24 protein-coding genes and 2 tRNA genes are annotated in these 25,073 nt (G+C 52.5%); 21 read left to right on the top strand and 5 right to left on the bottom strand.

Annotation, left to right across the window (positions count from 1 at the left end):
• Window positions 1–56: 56 nt before the first annotated feature.
• A tRNA-Val gene (locus GF409_06795) sits at window positions 57–134 on the top strand.
• A gap of 92 nt (window positions 135–226) precedes the next feature.
• Window positions 227–303, top strand: a tRNA-Asp gene (locus tag GF409_06790).
• A 53-nt stretch (window positions 304–356) separates the two neighbouring features.
• On the opposite strand, the gene GF409_06785 is transcribed toward GF409_06790, so the two are convergent.
• From GF409_06785 to GF409_06770, 4 genes are all read right to left on the bottom strand, one after another.
• Window positions 357–1,382 carry an ATP-grasp domain-containing protein gene (locus GF409_06785; GenBank protein MBD3426920.1) on the bottom strand — a complete coding sequence of 342 codons (1,026 nt, stop codon included), beginning with the start codon at window positions 1,380–1,382 and terminating at the stop codon, window positions 357–359.
• Window positions 1,379–2,404 carry a hypothetical protein gene (locus GF409_06780; GenBank protein MBD3426919.1) on the bottom strand — a complete coding sequence of 342 codons (1,026 nt, stop codon included), beginning with the start codon at window positions 2,402–2,404 and terminating at the stop codon, window positions 1,379–1,381. The genes GF409_06785 and GF409_06780 overlap by 4 nt, the downstream gene beginning before the upstream one ends.
• Window positions 2,405–2,477: 73 nt before the next feature.
• Window positions 2,478–4,706, bottom strand: a complete 2,229-nt coding sequence (locus GF409_06775; protein MBD3426918.1) for an MMPL family transporter — start codon at window positions 4,704–4,706, stop codon at window positions 2,478–2,480.
• 22 nt (window positions 4,707–4,728) lie between these two features.
• Window positions 4,729–5,433 (bottom strand): hypothetical protein, encoded by a 705-nt coding sequence (locus GF409_06770; GenBank protein ID MBD3426917.1) that lies wholly within the window; start codon window positions 5,431–5,433, stop codon window positions 4,729–4,731.
• 181 nt (window positions 5,434–5,614) lie between these two features.
• On the opposite strand from GF409_06770, the gene GF409_06765 reads away from it, so the two are divergent.
• Window positions 5,615–6,109, top strand: a complete 495-nt coding sequence (locus GF409_06765) for a hypothetical protein (GenBank protein ID MBD3426916.1) — start codon at window positions 5,615–5,617, stop codon at window positions 6,107–6,109.
• Between the two features lie 6 nt (window positions 6,110–6,115).
• Here GF409_06765 and GF409_06760 read toward each other — a convergent pair whose 3' ends face one another.
• Window positions 6,116–6,985 carry a lysine decarboxylase gene (locus tag GF409_06760; protein MBD3426915.1) on the bottom strand — a complete coding sequence of 290 codons (870 nt, stop codon included), beginning with the start codon at window positions 6,983–6,985 and terminating at the stop codon, window positions 6,116–6,118.
• 195 nt (window positions 6,986–7,180) lie between these two features.
• On the opposite strand from GF409_06760, the gene GF409_06755 reads away from it, so the two are divergent.
• The 18 genes from GF409_06755 to GF409_06670 all read left to right on the top strand — a co-directional run bounded on the left by GF409_06755 (window position 7,181) and on the right by GF409_06670 (window position 25,071).
• On the top strand, window positions 7,181–7,948 hold the full coding sequence (locus GF409_06755; GenBank protein ID MBD3426914.1) for a hypothetical protein: 768 nt from the start codon (window positions 7,181–7,183) through the stop codon (window positions 7,946–7,948).
• Between the two features lie 26 nt (window positions 7,949–7,974).
• Window positions 7,975–8,994 (top strand): hypothetical protein, encoded by a 1,020-nt coding sequence (locus GF409_06750; protein MBD3426913.1) that lies wholly within the window; start codon window positions 7,975–7,977, stop codon window positions 8,992–8,994.
• Complete coding sequence (locus GF409_06745) at window positions 8,991–9,191, top strand: hypothetical protein (GenBank protein MBD3426912.1); 201 nt, start codon at window positions 8,991–8,993, stop codon at window positions 9,189–9,191. Before GF409_06750 ends, GF409_06745 begins: the two co-directional genes overlap by 4 nt.
• Window positions 9,169–9,465 carry a hypothetical protein gene (locus GF409_06740; protein MBD3426911.1) on the top strand — a complete coding sequence of 99 codons (297 nt, stop codon included), beginning with the start codon at window positions 9,169–9,171 and terminating at the stop codon, window positions 9,463–9,465. The genes GF409_06745 and GF409_06740 overlap by 23 nt, the downstream gene beginning before the upstream one ends.
• Complete coding sequence (gene pyk / locus GF409_06735; protein ID MBD3426910.1) at window positions 9,462–10,517, top strand: pyruvate kinase; 1,056 nt, start codon at window positions 9,462–9,464, stop codon at window positions 10,515–10,517. Before GF409_06740 ends, pyk begins: the two co-directional genes overlap by 4 nt.
• A gap of 204 nt (window positions 10,518–10,721) precedes the next feature.
• Window positions 10,722–11,375: a hypothetical protein gene (locus GF409_06730; GenBank protein MBD3426909.1), complete on the top strand. Its 654-nt coding sequence runs from the start codon at window positions 10,722–10,724 to the stop codon at window positions 11,373–11,375.
• Between the two features lie 13 nt (window positions 11,376–11,388).
• A complete protein-coding gene (locus tag GF409_06725) occupies window positions 11,389–11,838 on the top strand; it encodes a DUF4870 domain-containing protein (protein ID MBD3426908.1) in 450 nt (149 codons plus the stop codon).
• 95 nt (window positions 11,839–11,933) lie between these two features.
• A complete protein-coding gene (locus GF409_06720; protein ID MBD3426907.1) occupies window positions 11,934–12,167 on the top strand; it encodes a hypothetical protein in 234 nt (77 codons plus the stop codon).
• Window positions 12,168–12,255: 88 nt separating this feature from the next.
• The gene (locus GF409_06715; GenBank protein MBD3426906.1) at window positions 12,256–13,710 is read left to right on the top strand and encodes a trehalose-6-phosphate synthase; all 1,455 of its coding nucleotides are present in this window, start codon (window positions 12,256–12,258) and stop codon (window positions 13,708–13,710) included.
• 47 nt (window positions 13,711–13,757) lie between these two features.
• Window positions 13,758–15,251 (top strand): PEGA domain-containing protein, encoded by a 1,494-nt coding sequence (locus GF409_06710; protein MBD3426905.1) that lies wholly within the window; start codon window positions 13,758–13,760, stop codon window positions 15,249–15,251.
• Entirely contained in the window at window positions 15,221–16,858 is a 1,638-nt protein-coding gene (locus tag GF409_06705; protein ID MBD3426904.1) for a hypothetical protein, read from the top strand. The genes GF409_06710 and GF409_06705 overlap by 31 nt, the downstream gene beginning before the upstream one ends.
• The gene (locus tag GF409_06700) at window positions 16,510–17,961 is read left to right on the top strand and encodes a hypothetical protein (GenBank protein MBD3426903.1); all 1,452 of its coding nucleotides are present in this window, start codon (window positions 16,510–16,512) and stop codon (window positions 17,959–17,961) included. The genes GF409_06705 and GF409_06700 overlap by 349 nt, the downstream gene beginning before the upstream one ends.
• Entirely contained in the window at window positions 17,942–19,312 is a 1,371-nt protein-coding gene (locus GF409_06695) for a sugar porter family MFS transporter (GenBank protein ID MBD3426902.1), read from the top strand. The genes GF409_06700 and GF409_06695 overlap by 20 nt, the downstream gene beginning before the upstream one ends.
• Before the next feature lie 93 nt (window positions 19,313–19,405).
• Window positions 19,406–20,371 (top strand): hypothetical protein, encoded by a 966-nt coding sequence (locus tag GF409_06690; protein MBD3426901.1) that lies wholly within the window; start codon window positions 19,406–19,408, stop codon window positions 20,369–20,371.
• A gap of 50 nt (window positions 20,372–20,421) precedes the next feature.
• Window positions 20,422–21,456 carry a hypothetical protein gene (locus GF409_06685; protein MBD3426900.1) on the top strand — a complete coding sequence of 345 codons (1,035 nt, stop codon included), beginning with the start codon at window positions 20,422–20,424 and terminating at the stop codon, window positions 21,454–21,456.
• A gap of 30 nt (window positions 21,457–21,486) precedes the next feature.
• On the top strand, window positions 21,487–22,110 hold the full coding sequence (locus GF409_06680; protein ID MBD3426899.1) for a hypothetical protein: 624 nt from the start codon (window positions 21,487–21,489) through the stop codon (window positions 22,108–22,110).
• On the top strand, window positions 22,107–23,939 hold the full coding sequence (locus tag GF409_06675; GenBank protein MBD3426898.1) for a tetratricopeptide repeat protein: 1,833 nt from the start codon (window positions 22,107–22,109) through the stop codon (window positions 23,937–23,939). Before GF409_06680 ends, GF409_06675 begins: the two co-directional genes overlap by 4 nt.
• 106 nt (window positions 23,940–24,045) lie before the next feature.
• Entirely contained in the window at window positions 24,046–25,071 is a 1,026-nt protein-coding gene (locus tag GF409_06670) for an SDR family NAD(P)-dependent oxidoreductase (GenBank protein MBD3426897.1), read from the top strand.
• Window positions 25,072–25,073: the final 2 nt, after the last annotated feature.

The following is a 25,073-nucleotide window of genomic DNA, read 5'->3' as shown; positions in this document are numbered from 1 at the left end:
GATCATGCTCCTTGACCGCATTTACTGACTAAGTTATAATATTGAACCTGTAATGCGGGCGCGTAGCTCAGCTGGTTTAGAGCGCTACCCTTACAAGGTAGATGTCACAGGTTCGAATCCTGTCGCGCCCACCATGCTCCTTATATAATAGGAATTATATATAATATATATACAGCCTAAGTATTTGACGAAACAATTGTTCTGTGTTATAAAATTATACACACTAGGGGCGGTAGTTCAGTTGGCTAGAACGTCGGACTGTCGATCCGAAGGTCGCGGGTTCGAGCCCCGTCCGCCCCGCCAGTTTTAAAAGCCCGGAGGTATCTCCGGGCTTTTTGCTATTTAAGGGCAGTAGATCAAAGGACAAGCGTTGATTCTCTCTGGAAAGCTATCCTGAGCATTTTTTCAACAAGCTTGTCGTAGGGGACCCCTCCTTTTTCGGCGGATTCGGCGAACTCATCCCCCTGGGCGATCTCGGGGTTTGCGTTGCCTTCCAGTATGTATATGTCCCCCTGAGGGGTGAGACGCAGGTCCAGCCTCGCGTGGCTGTCCAGCATGAGGGCCCTGTAAGCTCTTTTGGCGGTTCTTGTTATTTTCTCCGGTATGCCGTTGGGCAGGCGACCGGCGAACTCGTTCTTTATTCCCCACCTTGCTCGGTAATCCTTGTCCCATTTGGCCTTGTAGGTGGCTAATTTCGGTCCGTCCGAAGGCACTTGGACGAATTTCGTTTCACGGAAAGGGAAAACCCTGAGCCGTTTATTCCCGAGGATGCTCACGTAAAGCTCCCTGCCGTCTATATATTCCTCGACGATGGCAGGCATCTCGAACCTCTCATGTATGAATTCGACCCGGTCGCGCAGGTCCTTTTCCCTTTCAACGAATGAGGCCTGGGCGATGCCCGTTGAGGCCTCCTCCTGGGAGGGCTTGACCATCAGGGGGAACCTGAGCTTTTTCGGGCGCCAGATGCGGCCTCCCCTGCGGAAGATATGGAAGTTCGGGACTTTGATCCTGTGATAGGAAAGTATCTTTTTAGTGAGTATCTTGTTGTTACATATCATCAGGCTCGCCGGACCGCATCCTGTATAGGGCACCTGGAGAAGCTCCAGGAGGGAGGGGATGTTCTTGTCCAGGAAAGCCTTTCCCAGGAATATCTCTGTCAGGTTGAACACAACGTCCGGACGGTTCTGTTCGATCTCATCGACCAGAGGACGAATATCATCATAGATCCCCATAAGGCGAACTTCATGGCCGAGGCATTTAAGGTTCTCCGCCACGGCAGCTTCGGTGAACCAGTCCTCATGTTCGAACTGCTCCGCATAATCCTGGTCGGCAGGGGGAGTTCCCGCCGAATCGAAAAGGACCAGAACCTTTAGTTTTCTCATTTCTTCCTCTTGTATTCTCCGGTATATATATAGTTCATCATCTGCGCGGTGACATATATGGCTATGTCGAGGAGGCTTTCGGAGATCTTTCCGGGCACCTCCAGCTTGAGTTCGCGGCTCCTTCTGATAAGATCTTTCAAAAGTTCATTGATGGTGTATTTTCTTTCACCGGTCCAGAGAGAGACTTTCTCGAGGATATCTTTGCGGTTCTCACTGATCAGTTTATGGGCTTTTTTCCTTTTGGAGTTCTTTGAAGGGACCTGGAAGATCTTCTTCAGCTGGAAATCGTGAAAATCGTAATAAGCGTCCGCGTAAAGGGCCCTTTTCTTTTTATAATAGGTCCTCAGCGTGGTTTTAAGCCTGGAGGCGGCCCAGTATTTCTTTCCTCTGGGGACCTTTGGCTTCTTGCCGGATATCTCACGCATCAATTCGTCCACGTATTCGAGTTTTTCCAGGGCTTTCCACTTTTTGTATTTTTTCCGCCAGTTGGACCTTGGGTCCAGCCATACCGCAAAAGTCTCCGCGAAATCCTCGTCGGGGTGGGCCTGGGCGTACCAGTCCTCAAGGTTGCGCACGTAACGCTTGCTGTAAGGACGGTATTTGTACCTGTCTCCGTATTCGGCCGAAAAAGGCCCGAAAAGAACGCGCCATTTTTTCCTTTTGTGCAGAAGATAGGCGTAGTTTATGGCATGTCCCATCTCGTGGCGCAGAAGTTTCATGCAGTAGGAGCGCTCCTGCCCCTCGACCTCCAGCATCATTTTCCGCTCCAGTTGCCTGAGGCGCGGATGCGCGAGGAAGAAAGCCACCCCGATAACAGGCTCGCCGTCGGGACAGAGCCATTCATCGGCAAGATAACAGGAAGGATGAAGGCTGATGCCTTTGTCGCTAAGTTCTTTATAGAGCTGTTTTACGCAGCCTTCCAGCCATGTGCCCTCGATCTTTATAGGCAGGTCGCAGAGCCTCAAGCTGAGCAGTTCCTCGTCGGTGAGTTTACTGATGTCGATCTTTATACTCGGATCCATGAAAGATATTTTACCACAACTATGCGTAAAAGAAAAAACGCTGGAGGCTCAGGGCCGCTTGGCGGGAGTTCTATCAGCGGGTCAGGACCTCGTCGGGGCGGGTTTTCCCAAGCCGGGGGCCGAGCCTGAAGGGAGGGTTTTTTCGGGGGTTATTAAGACCTATGTTCGCGATCAGCGGAAGTATGAACACGGTAGAGACCGAAGCCAGCATGGTTCCCAGTACGATGGACAGTCCGAAACGCTGAGTGGGAGGAAAGGCAGAGAGAGTGAAGATGGCGAACCCGGCGCTTACTATGAACATTGAGCCCAGGATGGGTTTCCACAGGCGCGCGCGTGACTGCAGCCATGCCGCCCGGAGGTCCATGCCCCTGGACCGCCGCCTTCTTACCGCGGTTACCAGGTGGATCATCGAATCTATGCCCATGCCGATGGCGATATTTACCGCCGGCGCGGAAATAATGTCCACGGGAACGCGCAGAAGCCCCATGCCGCCGAGGACACAGACGGGGATAACGCTCAGGCTGAAGACCATCGCCAGCGATATCCGCAGACTTCTGGAGACAATGAAAGAGATAACCACGAAAAAGGCTATCAGTCGAGCCAGGCCGAAGACAAGGCTTGATGAGACCAGTTTGGCAAGTTCTCCCTGCAGCAGGAAAAGGCCTCCCGCCATTTCGTTGACAAATCCATGCTTTCGCACGACCATTTTCAGCCGCTCCACGACTTCGATGCGCGAGGTAGTGCGTCCGGACTCCTTCATCCTCAAAAGGAAATGCCCCGACACATGGTCATCCGTTATGAAGCTCCTGGCGATCTTGTTGTACTGGGGCTTGTCCATCCATTTAAGCAGGCTTTCCCAGGTCAGGAGAAAGGCCAGGGGCGCTCTTCCTCCTTCGGCCATCAGTACGGGCAGGGAGATGACGCTGCCCACGGAGCTGTCTTTTTCCAGGGCTTCCTGCAGGTCCCACATCCTTTCGTACATGGGATTGGTATTGAGCCGCGCGCCTTTGGCGTCGCGGACCACTATGTCAAGCGGGCTCGAACCCCCGTTACGGTCGATATACTCCAGGCCTTCGCGTAATCTGCTCCCCTTTTTAAAGAACGAGAAAAGACTTGGGTCGGTATTGAGCCGGACCAGACCCGGCAGGCAGACAGCACACAGAATGAGGACCAGACCTGCTATCCATCCGGTGCGCCTTATGAAGAAAGCCCTTGCTCTCTCCCGATCGGTCCCCTCACGCGGAACGGCCGAGGGCCTTACGGTCTTCAAAAACAGCGGATATATGCCGTAAGCGGCGGAGATGCTCACCAGGGTGCCCACAGCACCGGATATGCCCAGTTCTCTCAGTGGTTTTGCCTCCACGAAAAGGAGGCTCAAAAAACCCAGGAGGGTGGTCATCATGCACCAGAAAGAGGCGCCGAAGGTCATGCGCACGGCTTCGCGCGAGGAAGTATCGTAGCTGCCGGGCCTTGTACGGTTGATGGTGCGCCAGTTATGCGTGAGGAATATTATATGCGAGAGTGTTAGAACGAAAACGATGGTCGCCAGGTTCACCGTAAGAATGCCTATCTTTATGCCCGAAAGCCCCACGATAAGGAGAGTGAGAATGCATGCCTCCAGACAGGAGATGAAGGTGCCGACGAATACTCTGAGTGACCTGAAAATGAATACCATCACTGTACCGAAAACAGCGAAAGCCACGAGGCTGAAAAGGACCAGGTCATGCACCAGATTGCGCCGTATCATTTCGACCACGTAAGGGACGCCCGCTATTTGCAGGTCGAACCTGGGGCTTTCCAGGAGGCCGATCAGGGTCTCGAACTTTGGGATGATCCTCTCCGGCGATACGTTCTCGAGAAAAGCCAGCATGTTCGAAGAGGCTCCGTCGTCGGAGATTAGGAGCCTTTTCCATAAGGGGCTCTCGGCGGCGTCACGAATGTTCCTGGGCCCAGAGGTCAGGCTCACCACTCCCGATACCCCGGGAAGCAGTATGGTCATGTCGGTCAGAACGCGCATCCTTTCAAGGTAATCCTCAGAATATATATCCCCTTTAGCGCTTATGACGAGCTGGGTAGCTTCCTGGGGGAAGATCTTCCCGATAAGCCGCGCGTACTGGAATTTCGGGTTGTCGCTGGAGAAGAAAAAATCGCTTCCTACCTGGGGGGTAAGGTTAACCAGCTGCGAAAGCAGTATTGCCGAAAAGATAAGCGCCGCGAAAAAAGCGCATAGAGAGCGCGACTCTTTACTGAGCCTGGCAAAATAAGCAAAAGGGGAATATTTCCGGAAAAATTGGAATTTCATTTAAGACCGATGAGTTGATAGATCATTTACTGATAAGTGAATCGGTATCCACCTTTAAAGAGCCGTCCCTGCCGAGCCTGAGCGTGTAAACCGTACCAGGTATGAATATCCTGTCGTTCGCGCTGATCTTGACGTTCTTGACCGAGATCTTGCTTGAGCTTTTCCCGTCAAGAGCGTAATCCCACAGCGCTTTCCAGATAGCGGTCTCTTCCGCATTCTTCTCCGGGGAGATCCCGTAGGCCCGGGGGACAGTATTGATCTTTGTCAGTTCCACCTGTTTTACCCGGTCTCCTTCGGGCAGGAACGCCTTCCAGAAAAGGCAGGCTTTCCTGTCTTTCAGGTATTCGGAGTTTTTGGTATTAAGCCCGCTGAAATCCATTACCAGGGACTGGACCTGTATCACATCACCCGAAAAGCTCAGTGTTCGCGATTTGAGGGTGCGTCCCTTGACCCCGTATTCGGTATATTCCACCGAGGTGACGTTCTCTCGCGAAGAGGGGTCGAAAACGACCCCGGAGACCTGTATCGTAGCCTTGCGGGAGTCGGCCGTTAAGCGCGAAGAGACCGCCCGGATCGTTCTGGTCTTGTCCAGCCCCGGCAGGACCTTGATATAGAAATAGAGACCGGCGGAAGCGAGCAGGATAATTACCAGTAAAACGGCTGATACGATCTTAGTCTTTCGACCGGGAGGCGCCATGGTGTTCCTAAAGGGTGATCTTGTGAACATGTTAGTTTATTGTTAAGGCCTGAAACGGCCGTATCGCATACGGTTATATCGATTATTTTATAATTCAGCCGTGGATTTGTAAAGGAAAGTATATCCTGGCGGAAAACGGAGCTTGCAATTGCCTATATTTGCATGTAAGATATTGCAAAAGGCGAGAATCTCTGAACTAAAAGGACCATTAATGAAAAAAATAGGGATAAGACTTCCGGGCGGGAAAAAGATCGAAAAAATACTCCAGCAGCTGGATTACATGGATGTTCAGATGAAACGCCTCGAACAGGAAGTCGTTTTCTACAGGAAACAGCTCTCGGGTGTCAGGAAGGCCCAGGAGGATTTCTTTGAAGCGGGCCGGCTTGAACAACGCCGTAGCAGCAAGGGGCTGCATTCGGAGTTGGACCAGGCGCTGGACAGGCTCCAGACCGAGGTCCGCCAGGTCAGGGAGCGGAATGAAAGGCTCAGCAAGAACCAGCGCGCCATGAAAGATCTTTTCTTGAAAGCGCTTGAGGCGGTCAGGGAAAAGGAGACCGTTATCCATGAACTTACCCGCCAGAATGAATCGCTTAGACAAAAAAGCGCCGCCCGCCCGCAGCCGGCGTGCTCCGGAAGCGAAATGGAGAAATCCATAGACGCCCTCATGAAACAGATAGCCGAGATGGACACGCCCGAAAGCGCCTGAGGACCCTTACCTTGATTTTATAATGGCGTTCTTGACGTATAGTTTGGTCAGATTCTCTTTAAGGTATTCGAACGCGGTATCGGGATCGTCGAAGATCTTGAAAAGCTTGACCTCGTGTTTGGAGATAACACCCCACCTGATCAGAGCCTCGAAATTTATCGCTTCGTTCCAGAAATCCTTGCCGTAAAGGACCACGGGCATTTTCTTTTTCGTCTTTTTTGTCTGTATGAGGGTCAGAAGCTCAAAAAGTTCATCCAGGGTGCCGTACCCTCCGGGAAAGATGACCAGGGCCTTGGCCAGGTAGAAGAACCAGAACTTCCTGACGAAAAAGTAATGGAACTCGCATGAGATGTCCTTTGTCTGGTAGAGGTTCGGCACCTGTTCGGATGGGATGCTTATATTGAGCCCGACGGATCTTCCCTTGACGTTCGTTGCCCCGCGGTTTGCCGCTTCCATTATGCCGGGTCCGCCGCCGGAACACACCATGAAATATTTATCTTTTTTCTCAAGACCGAGGAACCAGGAGGTGAGTTTTTCCGAGAGTCTGACGGCGTCCTCGTAGAACCTGGACATTACCACGTCACGCTTTGCCTGTTCGTGCTCTCTTTTGAGCTTGGCCGAAGGGGTCCTTCGTGAAGCCAGGGTCTGTTCTATCTGTTTGAGTTTCTTTTTCGCCTTTTTCTGAGGGAAGGACCGTGCCGATCCGAAGAATACGACCGTATTGTGGACCTTGTTCCGCCTGAACCTCGTAGCCGGCTCCATCAGCTCGGCCAGTACGCGCAGCGTCCTGGCGGCGGGGCTGTGCAAAAACTCTGAATTATCATACGCTTTTATAAGCCAGTCGGGTCTTTTTGGTTCTTTTTCTTGTGGTGACATTTCAGCCTCTTTCCTGGTTTTGGTTCTTTCCATGCATATATATAAATATACCATAGACCGGCAGGATATGTCCGCAAATTTAAGTTCAAAAAGAAAGAGGCATATTTTCTTGTCATGTATATTAGGAGAGGTTAAAATAAAAACTGAGGAGGGGAGACTTTTCGCTAACTATCAGGGGGAAGGTGTTTATCCCGGATGAACGGGCGTGTAAGTGCCGCACTGATCTTAATAGTACTGTTATTGGTTTTCCATCAGCCGGTTCACGGTGATGCGCAAGAGAAGGACATGGTCCTGGTGGTGCTTAATAACGGTGGCAAGATTAAAGGCGTTGTTGCCGACCACATGGAGTCGGGCGTAGTTATAGATGTAGGTTACGGGACTGTAAGCATATCCTTCACGGATATCAAACGGATCGATCCTCTGTCGGGCGAGAAAAAATCCGAGGCTCTCAGGCAATGGCAGGAGCATGTCCGGGCCGTTGAAAGGAACCGAAGGCTCAGAAGCAGAAAGCTTGAAGAGCACCAGGCCAGGATAAAGAAGAACCTTAAGGAAAAAGCAGAGCTTGCCGAAAGGTCAAGGAAAGAAGAAGAACACGGAATAAAGTTCGAGGACGAGGACAATATCCTCGTTGAAGTCGTTCTGAACGGAGAGCTTGCCGAAAAGATGGTGATAGATACTGGCGCGACCACGGTCCTTGTGCCCTTATCCGTGGTGGAGGAGCTTTCCGATATAGGCGCCCTGCCGGAAAAAAAGGTCACGACCAAACTTGCCGACGGCACGGAAAGAGAAGGAACGCCCATAACGCTCAGGTCCATAGAAGTAGAGGGGCTTAAGGTGGAGAACGTTGAAGCGGTGGCGATGGAGATGCCGGAACGGCGGGGCTTGCTGGGGATGAGTTTTCTTAAGAATTTTCACCTCAGAATAGATTCGGAGGCGAAAGAGCTCATCCTGAAAGAAAAATAAAAAGGACTGACGTCCCGAGGTGGATCATGGAGAACAGAACAAAGAAAAAAGGTTACGAGAGTCTTTTTTTGCAGGAGTTCCACGAGAACCCCTACCACAAGTTCAACACCGCCTTTGCTCTTATGAGCGTGATCCCTTTTCTGGCCTTTTTTTACGTTCTGGCGGCCAGATTGTTCACGGCAGAAGTTCTGACGGGGGATATAGGCATAATAATGACTGTTGCGATCTTCGTCTCTTTATGCGGATTCATAGTTGGATACGGGGTGCTTAAGAACATGCTGCGTAAGATCATGTACTACGCGGCACAGGCAAAAAGGCAGAGCGAGCTCAAGTCCACTTTCGTGGCCACCATGGCGCACGAGTTCCGCAATCCGCTTTATCAGATATCATCCAACATAAAAAGCGTGCTCCAGAGCATGCCGGATGTCGTGGGCGCCGAGATCAAGGACCCCTTAGAGGCCTGCCGGAAGGGGACCGACCGCATGTGGGACCTCTCAACCCATTTACTGGACATATACAAGATAGAGGCGGGAATGGTAAAGATCGACAAAGCCGAATGCGATCTGGTGAGCCTGGTGGAAAGACAGCTGCGCGAACTGGAAGGGGCAATAGCCAAAAAAGGGCTGATCCTCAACAGGGAGATATTCGGCAGGCAGCTATCAGCCTGGATCAGCCAGGAGAAGATGGCGCTCGTTGTTAACAGCATATTGAGGAATTCAATAAAGAACTCGTCTGAGAGAGGCGAGATCACGGTCAAGATATTTCCCACGGGCGAGTTCATAAGACTGGAGATACAGCACAGGGGCAAGTGTCTTCCAGAGGATAAACTTGCCATGATATTCGACAAGGGAGAGGTTCTCGAATTCGCTAACAGGGAAGCCGAGCTCGCGCTTGCGATCTCCAAGGACCTGGTCGAGCTTCACGACGGGCGTATCTGGGCGGAGAACCATCTGGGCAGTCTCATGAAGTTCGTTATAGTTTTACCCAGGAAAGAGCCCCAGCGGGAATCTGAAAATGCCGTCACTGCGGGAGGAAACGAAAAGTGAACAGGGAAAAGGCCCTTAAGCTTTCGGCGGTTTTCCTGGTAGCGGGCATATTCCTGATACTCATGCCGCTTACTGAGCTTGTCGCGTACAACCAGCAGGGATTCCTCTTTGCGGGTCTGGTGAGCCTGCTGGCCGCCTTCATGTTCAGGCAGCTTTCCGAATCGGGCGGGAAGGATGATGATGCGAAAAAACCTTGAAACATTGCTTGCCGCGGTGCTCTTAGTGGTGTTTTCACCGTGTGCTTCCGGGGCAGTATCGGGCGATGTGCCGGAGAGAATCCCCGTCGAGGCGAAGGCTGAGCAAGAAGATGTGGATCGCAGAGCGGGGGAAGTCGCTCCCGATAAAGAGCGGCGCGCAAGCCCCAGAGACAGAAGGATCAGGCGGGACCTGGAGAGGGAATACAGGGCCGGCGGCCTTACCAAAACAGAATATATACAGCGCTTAAGAGAACTGGGTGAGATAGAAAAATGAAATATATGTTCGACATGAAAATGGAAAGGCTGGCCCGGACGAAGATCGTCGCGACCCTGGGGCCGGCAAGCGGTACTTATACCGTGCTGAGGAAAATGGTAATGTCGGGACTTAACATGGCCCGGCTGAATTTTTCCCATGGCAGCCACGGGGAACACCTTGAGAAAATAAGGATGATAAGGAAGATCAACAAGAAATACCGCCGGCATGTGCACATACTCCAGGACCTGGAGGGGTATCGGATAAGGGTTCGCAAATTCAAGGGCTCGAAGCAGAAAGAGCTTAAAAAGGGCTCGACGGTCTGGCTTACCATCGATGAGGATAACGGTGACCCCAGGATCATACCGTTCGATTACGAAGGTTCTCTCAAAAGCATAAGAGAGGGTAAGCTCATATACATAGATGACGGCAATATAATACTCAAGTCCGCCGGAGCCACCGGCAAGAAGGTCAAGGCCAGGGTGGTCGAAGGCGGTCCTCTCAAGGAAAGAAAGGGCATAAACATGCCGGGTGTGCGTGTTCCTTTTTCCGGGGTTACCCCCAAGGACGAAAAGGATTTGGAGTTCGGCATCAAGCACAAGGTCGATTACATCGCCCAGTCGTTCGTCCGCAGCCGCAAGGAAATAGACATAATCAAGTCGCGCATAGGCGACAGGCTGCCGGGGTGCGGTGTCATTGCCAAGATAGAGACCCGGGAAGCCATAAAGAACATAGACCAGATCATGGATGTCTGTGACGGGGTGATGGTCGCACGGGGCGACATGGGCATATCCGTTCCCATATACCAGATAGCCGTTATACAGAAGATGATCATAAAAAAATGCAACGAACGGAAGAAATTCGTTATAACAGCCACGCAGATGCTCGAGCATATGACGGAGCATTCAAGGCCGACCAGGGCTGAGGTGACGGATGTCGCCAATGCCATACTTGACGGGACGGATTACGTGATGCTGTCCGGGGAGACCGCCGCTGGAAAATATCCCGTGGAGGCGGTGAAAATGATGGATATGATAATCAAGTTCACTGAAAGCTACAGCCCAGACAAATAAACCGTCCCGGAGACTCAAGCCCGGGGCGTTGACCGAAAAGGAAGGAACAGCTATGAACAAAGAACTCATGAAAATGATCGCATTCATCCTCGCCGCTTTCGGTATAGCCCTGATGCTGCTTATGAGCCTGGGGATATTCCCGTCCAGGTGAACCCGGGGACGGCTAAGCGAGGTGAACAAGAACTTCGGAGGAGGTAGAAGCAAGTGACGCAGATCAAGACAAAATCCATACGGGGCATCGAACAGAAGATGGAGGAGCTCGAGCCGGGTTCGATCAGATACAATGTCCTTGAGCAGGCTAAAGGCTTCAAAACATCATGGATCGCTCTAGGGCAGATGCTTTTTTCCGTGTGGAAGGACAAGCTTTACAGAGAATGGGGCTACCAGCAGTTCGATTCCTATGTTTCAAAGGAGATCGGAGTGCGCAAACAAACCGCAGCCAAGCTTTTGCGGTCTTATTCGTTCCTTGAAAAGGAGGAACCCAGATATCTGAGCAGGGATTTCGTGGAAGGCGCCCAGGCCAGCAGCGTGCCGACCTATGAATCAGTGGATCTTTTGAGGCGGGCGAACGACAACAAGGACCTGGACCGGAAGGATTACGCCAAGATCAGGAAGTACGTGCTTGAGGAGGGCAAGGATGCCAGCGATGTCAGGAAAGACCTGACGAAAATGATAAAGGAAAACCGTGACATTGACGATGAACAGGAAAAAATGCGCAGACGCCGGACGGTTCTGAAAAGATTCGTGAGCACGCTCAAATCCGTGAGGAAAGAGATAAAGTACTCCAAGGTGCTTCCCCAGTCGATCCTCCAGGACGCCGAGCGGCTGATCGAGAGGATCGAGGCCGAAATAACCTGAACAGGAGCAACCGATGAAGAAATGCCCTTATTGCGCCGAAGAGATACAGGATGAGGCAATAAAATGCAAATATTGCGGCGAGGTCCTGGCCCGTACCGAAGAGGACAGGCAGAAGATAGGCCACCTCAGGGGAGATGAGAACATGCTGGCGATGTGGTGCCATCTGGGAGCCCTTGCTGGGTTCATATTCCCCTTCGGCAACATCATAGTCCCGCTTCTTATCTGGCTTTTGAAGAAGGATGAATATCCTCTGGTGGAGGATCAGGGTAAGGAATCGCTCAATTTCCAGATAAGCATATTTCTTTACAGTATAATCGGGATGATGCTGGTTTTCCTGGTAGTGGGATTTTTCCTTCTGGTGGTCCTGGCGCTTTTCGCGGTCATCCAGGTCATAAAGGCTTCCATAAGTGCCAGCAAGGGCCAGATCTACAGGTATCCTTTATGCATCAGGGTGATAGAGTAGTACGGGACAATAACCTGTTGAACTTGACTTTTTACGAAAAACAATTAACCTTGATATATATTTATACAGGAAAATAACAATCTGGAGGGAGGATCATGCCGTACGACAGGGATCTTGATGAACAACTTTTCGCCAAATCATGGGAGAACGAGGACGGGAGACTGACGGTCTGCATTTATTCATATAACAACGGGCCGAAGAAAATACAGATAAACAGGGAGAACAAGAACGCGCAGGGCGAATACAGGTTCGCCAAGCTGGGCAGGGTGACCAAGGAGGAGATGGAAGGGATACTTCCTTTGATCCAGGACGCCCTGAAGGAGATGTGAGAAAGCGCGTTAACATCTTCGGCACTTTGGCCGGTATCTTTCGCGCAGGCGGGGTCATCCCGTGCGGGCCTATCCGAGGTAACCAGATATGATTCACCTGAAAGGAAAAGACCGCGGGCTGGTGGTCGTTTCCAACCGTCTTCCTTTTCATAAATACGAGGCTGAAGACGGTTCGTTGCGATGGGCCAAGGCCGCCGGGGGGCTTATAACCGGGCTTGAACCAATACTTCTCAAGCTCAAGGGCACCTGGCTCGGGTGGGACGGCACTTTTTCCGAGGGGGCCGGAAATGACTTCAAGCTGGTGGACTCCAGCAAGTTAATGGGGCCCGAGGCATACCGGGGCACGTCCGATAAAAGCTACACAATAGGCAATGTGCCGATAACCCCCGGCGAATACGAACAGTATTACAACCGTTTCTCCAACGGCACATTGTGGGCGCTGTTCCATTACTTTTTCGAGAAATGTTTTCTGGACTATTCCTGCTGGGATACTTATTGCAGGGTCAACGAAAGGTTCGCGCGCTATGCGGACAGGGTCGCGGGCGATAACGACATAATATGGGTGCAGGATTTCCACCTTTTCATGGTGCCGTATTACCTGCGTAAGATGCGCCCCGATCAGGAGATACATTTCTTTTTGCATATTCCCTTCCCGCATCTGGATATATTCAGTATACTTCCGTGGCAGGAGAGGATCCTCGAGTCGCTTTTGTGCTGTAATACCATAGGGTTCCATCATAAACAGTATTTCAGGAATTTCATGGGCGCGGTGGGAGCCTACAGAAAACAGCGAAAGGCCGACGGCAGGCACAGCCTGGAAGAGAAGGTGACGACCCACGGTTATTCTAACCCCATAAGCATTGACTTTGAGCTTATCGATGCCACTTCCCGCCAGAGGAGCGTCGTCAAAAGAAAAAAACAGATCATCGAGCAGGCTTCCTGCCCCAAGATCATAATCGGCGTGGACCGGATAGACTATTCCAAGGGAATAAAAGAGAGACTTCTGGGGCTGGAACACCTTCTCAAGGAGCATCCCGAGCTAAAGGAGCAGTTTTTCTACTACCAGCTTGTCGTTCCAAGCCGCGAGGACGTCAAGACCTACCAGGATCTCAAGAAAGAAATAGACCAGATCATGGGAAGGATAAACGGCGCTTTCGCCACGGGGTTGTGGACGCCCGTTCACTATAACTACGGGAAAGTGCCTTTCCAGGAGCTGGTAGCGCTTTATTCGGCGGCGGACGTGGCGCTTGTCACGCCGCTCAGGGACGGGATGAACCTTGTCTGCAAAGAGTACATAGCGTCTCATTCGGACAATGACGGGGTCCTCGTGCTTTCGAAGTTCGCTGGCGCGATAGCGGAGATCAAGAACTGCCTTCCGGTCAACCCCTACAGCATAGAGGATATCGCCAATGCCATTTATCAGGGGTTGCATATGCCGAAGGACGAGCGAAGAAAACGCATGAAGAAAATGAGAAAGAACGTAAGCTCCAACAATATCAATAGCTGGCTCGATACCTGCGTGCGCAATTTCGAGCTTTCGTGAAATGAAGGGCTCTCGCCCCGGGACAGTAAACGCGTGAGGAACAGAAGATGCAGCTTCTGAGAAAGATAATATTCTATATTTTCGCGGTGATATACGTTAGCACCTGTCCCCTGCTCATACTGTACGCCTTCGGATACATCTACAACCCCCAGGCCAGGGAAGGGTATTCCAAAACCGGCCTTATTTATCTTTCCTCGGCGCCTTCCGGCGCTGAGATATTCGTAACTGGAACCTCTTGCGATAAAACGACACCGGCGGCCGTCAGAGAACTGCTCCCGGGCGAATATGGGGTCGAACTGCGGCTTGAGGGCTATCGCCCCTGGGCGAGGACCGTCCCGGTGGAAGAGGAGAAGGCTACGGTGCTCGACAGCGTACTGCTAATACCCGATAAGTGGCAAAGCAGGAGGATACTCGCGGATGAATTCAATGATCTGGTGCCTATACCGAAGAGCGGCTTCTTCCTGGCTGAAGAGGGGCGCACTCCCGGGAATATACACGTATGCGATTACAGGCGGGAAAGGGCCTGGACCCTGATTGACGCGGGTTCACCTTTTAAAGAAGCCAGGGTCGTAGATATTTTCACCGAAAGAGCAAGTTCCATGGTGGTGGCGAGGGTAAAGCTGGATAGGTCCGAGAGATTTCTCTGGATAGATTTCGCGGACGGCAGCAATACCGTCAAGGATATTACGGCGCTGTTGCCCGCGGATCCGGACCGGATCAGGTGGCAGGCTTCTGATGAGAACACGCTGTACGTACTCCGGGAGAACGCCGTTAAGAAAGTGGACGTATCCTCCGAAGCGGTTTATCCGGAGTTCGCTATCGGGGTGAAGGGGTTCGGGCTGTCCGAGGACGGGGTGTACCTGTTGAATGAAGATAACACCATTATTGAGGTGGACTCCGACGGCAAAAGGCTCAGGAAGGTGTTGGAGGATTTTGACCTGGGCGGTATGCTCTTCGGAAGAGGGGAGGCTTTTGATATATACGTGCTCTCGCGCGAATTTCTGGTCTTTACGGGAGAGAGAGGTCAGCTCATCTCGAACAGGCTTCCCTACAGGTTCGTCCCGGAAGGGGTGAGGGGCATCCGCTTCGACAGCGGAACCAAAAGGCTTCTTGTCTGGCAGAAAGAGAGGATCGGCATTCTCGATTTTACCGCGGAGAGGACGGGGGGGGAGGGTTTCGAAAAGGGCCCGAAGCTCGCCTGGATATATTCGAAAGGAAGAGATATACGACAGTGCTTCTGGGTGTACGGCGCCTCACACATCCTTTTCAGCGACGGCGCACAACTCAAGCTTCTGGCTACCGAATCCTACGGGGAGTTCTTTCTTAACGAGGTGTTCCGGGTCAAAGAGGGAACTGCTGTATACTATTCTGAAGAGGCCGGCAAAATGTATTTTCTCGATTCGCCGGACGGGGCGCTACGCTCTGTGGAGATCCTCCCGGAAAAGGGGCTTATAAAAGCGCCTTTTCCCGAGATAACAGGCAGCAAGAAAAAGACTAAACTAGAGGAGTTATGGAGTTCAGATTCACAGGGAACAACCTGAGCGGCAAAGAAGCGAAACTGCAGAGGGCGTTCGAGATCGTCCCGGGGGCGACAAGCTGGACGATAATAGTCGGCATGATGATCCTTGCCCTTCTCGAACCGCTGATGGCTGCGGTTATAATCATAGCCTTCTATCTTTACTGGCTCCTGCGCCTTATATACATGACGCTTTTTCTTATTCTGTCGTATTTCAGGCTCTCGGCCGAAGAGGATACTGATTGGATGGAGCGGGTGCGGGGGCTTGATGACATCGCCAGCTATCTTGAAGAGCTTGAAAAGAGGCCCGCAACAGGCACTCTTAAACAGAAGATATCCTTCCTGGCGCATAAAAGGAGGGTCAGGCAGCTTGTTTCTTCGGCAGGCGATAAGCCCGCCTCGCAGGATATTTATCACCTGGTCATCATTCCTGTCGCGAAAGAAGAGAAGGATGTCATAGAGCCCGGTATTAAAAGTCTCGCCGAGGGCACTTTTCCCTCACGGCAGATAGTGGTCGTGCTGGCGCTGGAGGAGAGGGCTTCTGGAGAAGTTAAAAAAGGCGCGGAGGAGACCGTAAAAGCCCACGCGGGGAAATTTTACGACATGTTCATAGTGGTCCACCCCGACGGTATCGTCGGGGAGGCCAAGGCCAAGGGCGCCAACGCGACTTACGCCGCAAAGAAAACGGCAGAATACTTCAGCAGCCGGAACATTCCATTCGAGAACGTCGTTTCATCCTGTTTTGATTCGGATACCGTGGTGGCGCCGGATTATTTCGCCAGCCTTACTTATTATTTTCTTACTTCTCCCCACAGGCAGAGAGCCAGCTTCCAGCCCGTTCCGGTGTACAACAATAATATATGGCAAGCCCCGGGTATTACCCGTGTGCTCGAGACGGGTTCTTCTTTCTTCCAGCTTATCGAAGCCACCAATCCGGAGAAGCTGGTGACTTTTTCCAGCCACAGCATGAGCTTCAAGGCTCTTGTCGAGGTGGGATACTGGCCGGTGGACATGATATCCGATGATTCGGCGATCTTCTGGAAAGCGTTCATCCATTATGACGGCAACTACGGGGTCGTGCCCATGTACACGACGCTGTCGATGGACGCGGTCGTCGCCGGCACGTGGTGGCAGACCGTTAAGAACGTGTACAAGCAGAAAAGACGATGGGCGTGGGGAGTGGAGAACTTTCCCATAGTCATGAGGGCCTTCATCAAAAACGGCAAGATACCTTTTCTGCTCAAGCTCAAGACCGGGTACAAGCTTTTCGAGGGGCATATATCATGGACGACCTGGGCGTTCCTGCTTACGGTCATAGGCTGGCTCCCCGCCATTTTCGCCACAAAGGATTACTCGCATTCGGTCTTCTATTATACCGTACCGCGCATTACGGGAACGATCTTCAACCTCGCGTCATTCTCCCTTATTACGAGTATCGTGCTGAGCCTGTGCCTTTTACCAAAGAACAGGGGCGGCCATTCCCTTCTGGAACGGGCGGGGTTCGCCCTGCAGTGGCTCCTGGTGCCTTTTACCATTGTTTTCCTGAGCGCTCTTCCCGCACTGGACGCGCAGACGCGCCTTATGATGGGCAAGTACATGACCTTCTGGGTGACCGACAAGGTGAAAAAATAAAGAAATGGTTTTTCAGTATGGATCTATTGAAAAAAACAGCTGTTTTCGCGCTGATCGTTTCCCGGTGCGCTTTTGCGTGTGCCGGAGAGGACCTCGTGGGAACCACCTTCAGCCAGATCCAGTGCGCTTATCTTGACATGGACTCGGAGAGAACATACCGGGCGGTTCTACGGATGGGCTTCGGTATCATAAGGCTGGGTTCTTACTGGAACAGGATAGAGCCCTCCGAAGGTGTATATGATTTTACGGAACTTGACCGTCAGCTGGAAGAGGCTCATCGAAAAAAAATCCCCGTTGTCCTTACCGTTGGGATAAAAGCTCCGAGGTGGCCCGAATATTTTATCCCGGAATGGCTGAGGCGAAAAGCCCGGCTGGCCAGGGGAGGGGATGTTGCGCGCAATCCCGTGCTCAGAGAAGCGGCGCTCGGTTTCATAGAGAAGGTGGTGACCCGGTACAGGGATAATTCCGCCGTAAAATACTGGCAGGTGGAGAACGAGGCGCTTAACCGGATAGGGCCCGACAACTGGTATATAGGTCCCGGGTTCCTCGAAGAAGAAGTGGAACTGGTCAGGCGCCTTGACCGGTCCCGAAGGCCGATAGTTCTAACTGTGGCTACTTATCCGAACCTTTTTCTAAGGATCCTGAGGCGCGTTGGTTCTAAGTACGATAATATCGAAGAGAACCTCTCTTTGTGCGACGTGCTGGGGATAAACGTTTATCCGGACGTGGGTCATAAACTGTGGCTTTTCCCTCTGTACTTTCGGACTGACACGAAGAGACCCCGGAAGTATTTCCGTAGGATCCATGACAGGATCAAGCAAGCGGGCAAGGTGCCGTGGGTTACAGAGCTCCAGGCCGAACCCTGGGAACCCGGACATCTTGTGTATACCGGGAAGGAACAACCGCGTACCGGGCGCAGGGAAAAGACCGTCGGCACCTTTGATATGCTCCGGTCGATGGGATTCGGCACGGTCCTTCTCTGGGGATGCGAATTCTGGCTTTACAGGGCCCGGCGCTACGGTGACCACAGGTGGACAGAAAGTATCGGAGCACTTTTAGAAATGCCGGAGAAAAGGAGGCAAAATGGAACAGGCGGGGAATAAAAGCGGGTTGTTCATAGGGGTTGTCGCCGCGATAGCCGCTCTTGGAGGGCTGCTTTTCGGTTACGACACGGGGGTTATCTCGGGAGCGATACTGTTCATCAAGGACCAGTTCGCCCTTACCCCGGCAAGGGAGGAGCTGGTGGTAAGCGCCGTACTTGTCGGGGCGATAATCGGAGCTGCTTTGAGCGGTCAGGTCTCGGATACTTTCGGACGAAAAAGGGTCATAATCGCCACCGCCGTTATATTCACGCTGGGGTCGATCGTGACCGCTATGGCGCCGGGCGTGTCGTTACTTATAGCCGGACGCCTTGTGATCGGTGTGGCCATAGGTATAGCTTCCTTCGCGGTTCCGCTTTACATATCTGAGATCTCCCCAGCGCGCGCCAGAGGGGCCCTGGTCTCGCTCAACCAGCTTGCCATAACGGTCGGCATAGTGCTTTCATATGTGGTCGATTTTCTGCTCGCCGGCCAGAAAAGCTGGAGGGGGATGTTCGCCCTGGGGGTCGTTCCAGCGGCCATACTCGGCATAGGCATATTTTTCCTGCCCGCCAGTCCCAGATGGCTGATGAGCAGGTCACTGGTGCACAGGGCCAGGGAAGTTCTCAGGCGTGTCAGGGCCGGAGGTAACGTGGAAAAGGAGCTAAGCGATATCGAGTCTTCCCTCCAGCAGGAGACCGGCGGGTGGAAGGAGCTTCTTAAGCCGTGGATGAGAAAACCTCTTATCATCGGTATAGGGATAATGTTCTTTCAGCAGGTAACGGGGATAAACACTGTCATTTACTACGCGCCTACGATATTCGAGTTCGCCGGCTTCGGCTCCGCTTCTGTGGCGATACTGGCCACTATGGGAGTGGGTATAGTGAACGTTATCATGACGATCGTTTCGATAAAGGTCATTGACCGGATAGGAAGGCGGCCTTTGCTGTTCATAGGGCTTGCCGGCATGGTGGTCAGCCTTTCGGCGCTCGGCCTGGCTTTCGGGATGAAGGGCCTTTCCCATATCCTTAAATGGGTCGCGGCCGGCAGCCTTATTCTCTACATAGCTTCCTTTGCTTTCAGTCTGGGCACTGTGGCATGGGTGATAGTTTCTGAGGTTTTCCCTCTCAAGATACGCGGCAGGGCGATGAGCCTGGCGACCATGTCCAACTGGATATTCAATTTCACGGTCGCCATGACGTTCCTTACGCTTATCGAGAAGATCGGCAAGGCGGGCACCTTCTGGCTGTACGCGATCCTGGGAATAACCGGGTGGGTTTTCTGTTATTTCTATATTCCCGAAACAAAGGGGCACACCCTCGAGCAGATCGAGGAACACTGGCGCAAAGGCCTGGGGCCGAGGGACCTGAGGTGAGCGGATATATCGTTCGGCTGGTATTCCCGCAGGCAATAAAAACACGCGGTTTTGTTTAAACGCATCCAGTATGGTATAATACCTGTCAAAAGCATGCAAAGGTCAGATATGAAAGGTTTAACGCAGGCGAAAGAGGCCATTTTAAAGGCGGATACTGTCGCGATGGGATGCCACGTCAATCCTGACGGGGACGCAATCGGCTCCATGCTGTCTTTGGGGCTTGGACTGGAAAAGCTGGGCAAGAAAGTGTTCATGGTCAGCCAGGACGGGGTGCCCAGGAGATACAGGCCTCTTCCCGGTGCGGACAGGATCACAAGAAAGCTTGAGAATGACGCGGATCTGGCCGTTACCGTTGACTGCAGCACGAGGGAAATGCTCGGCGGGGCTTACCGGGACCTGCGCAGGTCAAGGACGCTTCTTGAGATAGATCATCACGAAGTCAGGAACTCTTTCGGGGATATAAGGTATGTTGATGCCGAAGCCCCGGCTGTAGGTGAGATGATCTACTGCCTGCTTAAGGAGCTCAAGGTCAAAATAAACAAGGACATAGCCCAGAACATCCTTACCTCGCTCATCGTCGAGACCAACTCATTCAAGCTGCCCAATGTAAGGCCCTTCACCTTCGAGGTCTGCGCTGAGATGGTGAAAACAGGACTTGATTTTTATAAACTTGTCGATATGGTCTTCTGGTCGCATTCAAGGCAGGTCGCCGTTCTTTCAGGCATATGCCTTGCCAGGTGCGAATTCATTGACGGCGGCAGGCTCGCCTGGTCGATCGTGAAGCGCGAGGACTTCAGGAAGGTTAACGGCAAGGACGAGGACGCCGATACCATAGCGGACGAGATACGCACCATCAAGGGAGTGGATATAGTCGTTTTTTTCAGGGAAAAATCCGGGGAAGAGCTCAGGGTCAGCCTGAGGTCCAAGGGAGGCATCAATGTCGCGCGTCTCGCGCAGGAATACGGCGGAGGCGGCCATTCTGACGTGGCCGGGTGCATAATACCCAATAGCGGGGGGAAAATGGAAGAACTGCTGGGGAAAGCGGAAGCGCTTTTATGATCCGGCGGGGGCGGTCAACGGTTCTTTTGTAAAAAAGGAAAGGATACGCGATGAAGATTGCTATTATGGCGGCCTGGAACACAACCAGCGGCGTGGCAATGCACGCAGAGCCCGTGGGAAAAGCCCTCAGGGAAATGGGGCATAAGGTCCATGTATTCAGTTTTCTCAAGACCGATTACCACGGCGAGGGCATAACGGCCAAGGACGAGAGTTACGTTACCAGGTGTTTCGGCACCCGGAACAACACCAACTCGCTTGATTCAAGACCCCTTTTGGAGAAGGACTACGACATACTCCTCATAGAGGATATAGGCATGCTGCCCGTTGACAAGCTGGACAACCTTTTCCCGGTTCTCAAAAGAAAGGCCAAGATCGTTCATGTCGTGCACGAGAACAGGATGACAAGGCATTCCTGGTTCTACAAGCATGACTGGGACAAGGTGGTATATTTCGATAAAAGGCAAGAGTTCCTTAAAAAGGTTTACCCTGACGCGGTGCATATACCTTTTCCTTGTTTCCCTTCAAGAAGGGGCAGCAAGACCGATGCAAGGAAGAGACTGGAGCTTCCACTCAAGAAAAAGATCGTTTTTTCTTTCGGGCACAGGGGATACCATGCCTATTACAGGGACCTTCCGCCGAAGCTGAAGAAGAACACCATGCTCCTTCATGTGGTTCCCAAGGGATACCAGATGCTGGAAGAGCTGCACCCGACCAACTGGATGATGGTCCGCCCCCAGAAGGTCATAACCACACAGCAGTTCGATGATTATCTGTTCGCTTCCGACGCGCTGATACTGCATAAATTCGCCAGCAGGGGGCATGCCGTTGTCTCTTCCACGGTATACCAGGCACTGGGCGCCGGATGCCCTATATTCGTTCCGATGCTCTCGGACTTCTTTCATGACTGGAAGAACGAGCTTGTCCATTACAAGGACGTGACCGGATTGAGCAAGAGGCTTACCAGTATTACCGGCGATAAAAAGAAAAAGGACCAGATCATACAGAAAGCGGAGAAATTCGTTGAGAGGCATTCACCCGAAAGGATAGCCAAAAGGTTCATCGATCTTTTCGAGAAACTGCTTTAACCGGGATCCCGCGCTGGATCGGTGGTAAATATGGCCAACAGATTCATCAGAGAACTGGAGCACCACGCCCCTTTCACCTTCGTGGGGGCGGTGACCGGCATCATCTTAATGGCGGTTTTCCGCGACCTGACGTATGAGCCCGCATACAGGGCCTTTTACGTGCTGCATCCCATACATGTTTTTTTGAGCGCGCTGGTAACCGCCTCGATGTACAAGAACTATAAATGCAGCAACGGTCACGCGTGCCCCGTCTGGGCGCTTTTAACCGTGGGTTATCTGGGTTCGGTGGGTATAGCTACCCTGAGCGATTCGCTGATCCCTTACCTCGGGGAGGTCCTTCTGAATATGCCGCACAGGCACGTTCATCTGGGTTTTATCGAGGAATGGTGGCTGGTAAATCCGCTTGCCATAGCGGGCATAAGCGTGGCTTTTGTCCGGCCGACCACGAAATTCCCTCATGCGGGCCATGTGCTCATCAGTACATGGGCGTCGCTTTTCCATATTATTATGGCCAGGGGAGGACCTGCCGGTTTATGGCAGTACGCCGCGGTCCTGGTCTTCCTGTTCCTGGCAGTGTGGCTGCCCTGCTGTATTAGTGATATTATATTTCCCTTGATGTTCGTCAACGGAAAACCCGGGAACCACAGGGAATGAGACCGAAAATCATAATAACCGTTCTAATATTCTTCCTGGCTCTGGCAGCAAGGGTCGTCTACCTTGGCCAGGTCAAGGACGAACCCGTCTTCCTGCGGCCTTTTGTGGATTCCGGGGATCATCATGCCTCTGGCATGCGCGCAAGCGGGTGGTCCATCATAAAGGAAAGCCCTTACGATCATATAAGAATACCTTTTTATCAAAAATTCCTGGGGTTGCTTTACAGCTGGGGCATGCCTAGTATATATTTCGCCACGCTTGTCCAGGCAGTTATCGGGGCTCTTGGCTGCGTGCTGGTTTACCTGATAGCAACAGAGCTCTCCGGCGAGGCGGCGGGGATTATTTCCGGAGCCGTGTGTTCTATATACTGGCCCCTGATCGCCTTCACCGCAAAGACCCTTCCGGTTAACCTGGCGGTATTCTTCGGTCTTTTGGCGGTCTTCTCCGTCTGTGTTTTTTACCGGGAGAGGAGAAGGGCCTGGGCGCTTGCTGCCGGCGTTATGTTCGCCCTGGCGAGCCTCACCAGGCCGAATTTTCTTATTCTTGTGCCGGTCTTCGCGATCTGGATGGGCGCACTGCCGTCCGGTAATATAAAGCAGGCCCTAGGGAGGGCCGGCTACATGCTCCTGGGGTTTTCCCTGGTGATGGCATTGGCGGTCCTGATGGATTATTCGCAGAGAAAAGAGATCATACCAGTCCAGCAGAATTACGCGGTTACGGTATACATGGGGACAGACCTGGCTCTGGTGGATGAGATGCGACCTGGTTCGGCCTGGCGGGCCCAGATGCGCGAGCTATTGGAGGAGGACCTTGTTTCTAGGGGCGAAAGGGACCTATACTGGGCGGAGCGGATCAAACGTGTTTATGCCCAGGACCCCGCCGGTGCCCTCCGCAACCTGATGAAAAAGCTATACCTGATATTCAATCGGTATGAGTTCGCCCCTTATGAGAACATAAACTTTTTCCGGAAGAAGTCGGCCTTTCTTTCCCTGCCTCTTGCTGATTTCGGATGGGTGGCGGCCCTGGCCGTGTTCGGTATGGCAATAGCCTTCACCATGCGGCGCCGGGAAATGATGCCGCTATTACTCTTTGCGGGGTTTTACATTCTGTCGCTTCTGCCTTTCCCGCCGCTTGCTAGGTACAGGCTGCCGGTCGTACCGGTAATGGTGATATTCGCCTCTTACTGCCTGGTTTCACTGGTCAATGAGATGAAAAAAGCCCGGTGGTCAAGGGTATCCGTTTCCGTGGCGGTCATCGCTCCTCTTTTTTTCTTCACCAACATAAATCCCATGGCCGGGGAACTTGAGTCCTACACAAGGCCCTATTACCGGGAAGGCCTTGCCTATCTTGAAATGGGGAGGCCCCGGGAGGCGTTGGACCGTCTCAAGGCGGCCCTGTACCTGCGTCCCGATGACGCTGACATATATGAGACCCTGGGGGACGCCTATATGAAGCTAGGGGATCTGGAAAGAGCCCGGACCAGTTATCAGCAAGCCCTCAGAATAGAGCCCCGGTTCCCCGAGGCGATGGAGAAGCTCGCGATCATCTATGCGCAACAAGGCAAGCTGGAGAAGGCTGTCGGCATGCTGAAAGAGGTCATCCGCATCTTCCCGGCGGAGAATGCGACGACCCGCATAAACCTCGCCGCTTGTTATTCAAAGCTGGGGGACGATGAAAAGACAGAGGAAGAGCTTAAAAAAGCCCTGATGCTTGAGCCGGGGAATATCCAGGCACTTTACCTTTTGACCAGTTTTTATGAGAGGAAGCAGCGCCCCGAAGCCGACCGGTACCGCCAGCGTCTCAACAGTCTGCTGCGCCGGGGTCATTGATAGAGATTCTCTTCGGAGTTTCTTCAGGGTTTATTGGAAATAGCTCGTGGAATATGATATATTTACCGCGGAAGACGGAGAGGACTTATTCGCCGAAAGGAACATAATGAAAGTGCTGATAACCGGCGGGGCCGGGTTCATAGGATGTAATGCCGCGAAATATTATCATGAGCGCGGAGACGAAGTAGTGGTTGTGGACGATCTTTCGCGCAAGGGCGCGGATAAAAACCTCCAGTGGCTGGAGGGCCACGGCGGGATAAAGTTCATAAAACAGGATATCCGGGATTATTCGGGCCTGAAAAAGGCGATTTCGGGGTGCGGCAGGATCGATCTTCTGCTTCACCTGGCGGCACAGGTGGCGGTGACCACCTCGGTGAAAGACCCTAGAAGCGATTTTGATATCAACGCGCTGGGCACTTTCAATGTCCTTGAAGCGGTGAGGGATCTGGGGATAGACCCGGTTTTCATTTTTTCCTCAACCAACAAGGTATACGGAGAGATGACCGACGTTAAGGTCGTATCCGAAGAAGGAAGGTACAGATACAGCGAACTGGCCGGTGGGGTTCCCGAGGCCAGGGGGCTTGATTTTCACTCACCGTACGGCTGCTCGAAAGGCTGCGCGGATCAGTACGTTATAGACTATTCACGCATATATGGTTTGAGGACGGTTTGCATGAGGCAGTCCTGCATATACGGGCCGAGGCAGTTCGGAGTGGAGGATCAGGGATGGGTGGCGTGGTTCACCATCGCCGTGTCCCTGGGAAGACCCATAACGATATACGGCGATGGCAAGCAGGTACGGGATGTGCTTCACGTGGATGACCTTGTAGCGCTTTTTGATTCGGCTTATCAAAGAATAGACAGGGTGGGAGGGATGGCCTTCAACGTGGGCGGAGGTCCTCGCAACCAGATGTCGCTTCTTGAGCTGGTCGATATGCTGGAAAAGCTCTCGGGCAGGAAAATAGAACCCGCTTTCGAGGACTGGCGGCCCGGAGACCAGAAGATATATGTTAGTGACATAACCAGGGCAAGGGACTATCTCAGCTGGGAGCCCCGTATAAATAAAACCGAAGGGGTCGAAAAACTCTGGGATTGGGTGAACGACAATAAAGAGCTTTTCGAGGGGGTATAGAT

The organism is Candidatus Omnitrophota bacterium, assembly GCA_014728045.1.
Classification (GTDB): Bacteria; Omnitrophota; Gorgyraeia; order Tantalellales; family Tantalellaceae; genus WJMH01.
The sequence above is the reverse complement of the archived record's forward strand: the minus strand, read 5'-3'. Positions and strand labels throughout refer to the sequence as shown.

What these genes read in the sequence shown, in the direction of transcription:
- GF409_06690 (MBD3426901.1), top strand. Translation starts at nt 19,406, where the DNA reads ATGCAAAGGTCAGATATGAAAGGTTTAACGCAGGCGAAAGAGGCCATT.
- GF409_06775 (MBD3426918.1), bottom strand. Translation starts at nt 4,706, where the DNA reads ATGAAATTCCAATTTTTCCGGAAATATTCCCCTTTTGCTTATTTTGCC.
- GF409_06755 (MBD3426914.1), top strand. Translation starts at nt 7,181, where the DNA reads ATGAACGGGCGTGTAAGTGCCGCACTGATCTTAATAGTACTGTTATTG.
- GF409_06785 (MBD3426920.1), bottom strand. Translation starts at nt 1,382, where the DNA reads ATGAGAAAACTAAAGGTTCTGGTCCTTTTCGATTCGGCGGGAACTCCC.
- GF409_06715 (MBD3426906.1), top strand. Translation starts at nt 12,256, where the DNA reads ATGATTCACCTGAAAGGAAAAGACCGCGGGCTGGTGGTCGTTTCCAAC.
- GF409_06670 (MBD3426897.1), top strand. Translation starts at nt 24,046, where the DNA reads ATGAAAGTGCTGATAACCGGCGGGGCCGGGTTCATAGGATGTAATGCC.
- GF409_06780 (MBD3426919.1), bottom strand. Translation starts at nt 2,404, where the DNA reads ATGGATCCGAGTATAAAGATCGACATCAGTAAACTCACCGACGAGGAA.
- GF409_06675 (MBD3426898.1), top strand. Translation starts at nt 22,107, where the DNA reads ATGAGACCGAAAATCATAATAACCGTTCTAATATTCTTCCTGGCTCTG.
- pyk (MBD3426910.1), top strand. Translation starts at nt 9,462, where the DNA reads ATGAAATATATGTTCGACATGAAAATGGAAAGGCTGGCCCGGACGAAG.
- GF409_06740 (MBD3426911.1), top strand. Translation starts at nt 9,169, where the DNA reads ATGATGATGCGAAAAAACCTTGAAACATTGCTTGCCGCGGTGCTCTTA.
- GF409_06720 (MBD3426907.1), top strand. Translation starts at nt 11,934, where the DNA reads ATGCCGTACGACAGGGATCTTGATGAACAACTTTTCGCCAAATCATGG.
- GF409_06765 (MBD3426916.1), top strand. Translation starts at nt 5,615, where the DNA reads ATGAAAAAAATAGGGATAAGACTTCCGGGCGGGAAAAAGATCGAAAAA.
- GF409_06705 (MBD3426904.1), top strand. Translation starts at nt 15,221, where the DNA reads ATGGAGTTCAGATTCACAGGGAACAACCTGAGCGGCAAAGAAGCGAAA.
- GF409_06725 (MBD3426908.1), top strand. Translation starts at nt 11,389, where the DNA reads ATGAAGAAATGCCCTTATTGCGCCGAAGAGATACAGGATGAGGCAATA.
- GF409_06710 (MBD3426905.1), top strand. Translation starts at nt 13,758, where the DNA reads ATGCAGCTTCTGAGAAAGATAATATTCTATATTTTCGCGGTGATATAC.
- GF409_06695 (MBD3426902.1), top strand. Translation starts at nt 17,942, where the DNA reads ATGGAACAGGCGGGGAATAAAAGCGGGTTGTTCATAGGGGTTGTCGCC.
- GF409_06750 (MBD3426913.1), top strand. Translation starts at nt 7,975, where the DNA reads ATGGAGAACAGAACAAAGAAAAAAGGTTACGAGAGTCTTTTTTTGCAG.
- GF409_06685 (MBD3426900.1), top strand. Translation starts at nt 20,422, where the DNA reads ATGAAGATTGCTATTATGGCGGCCTGGAACACAACCAGCGGCGTGGCA.
- GF409_06680 (MBD3426899.1), top strand. Translation starts at nt 21,487, where the DNA reads ATGGCCAACAGATTCATCAGAGAACTGGAGCACCACGCCCCTTTCACC.
- GF409_06770 (MBD3426917.1), bottom strand. Translation starts at nt 5,433, where the DNA reads ATGTTCACAAGATCACCCTTTAGGAACACCATGGCGCCTCCCGGTCGA.
- GF409_06700 (MBD3426903.1), top strand. Translation starts at nt 16,510, where the DNA reads ATGGACGACCTGGGCGTTCCTGCTTACGGTCATAGGCTGGCTCCCCGC.
- GF409_06760 (MBD3426915.1), bottom strand. Translation starts at nt 6,985, where the DNA reads ATGTCACCACAAGAAAAAGAACCAAAAAGACCCGACTGGCTTATAAAA.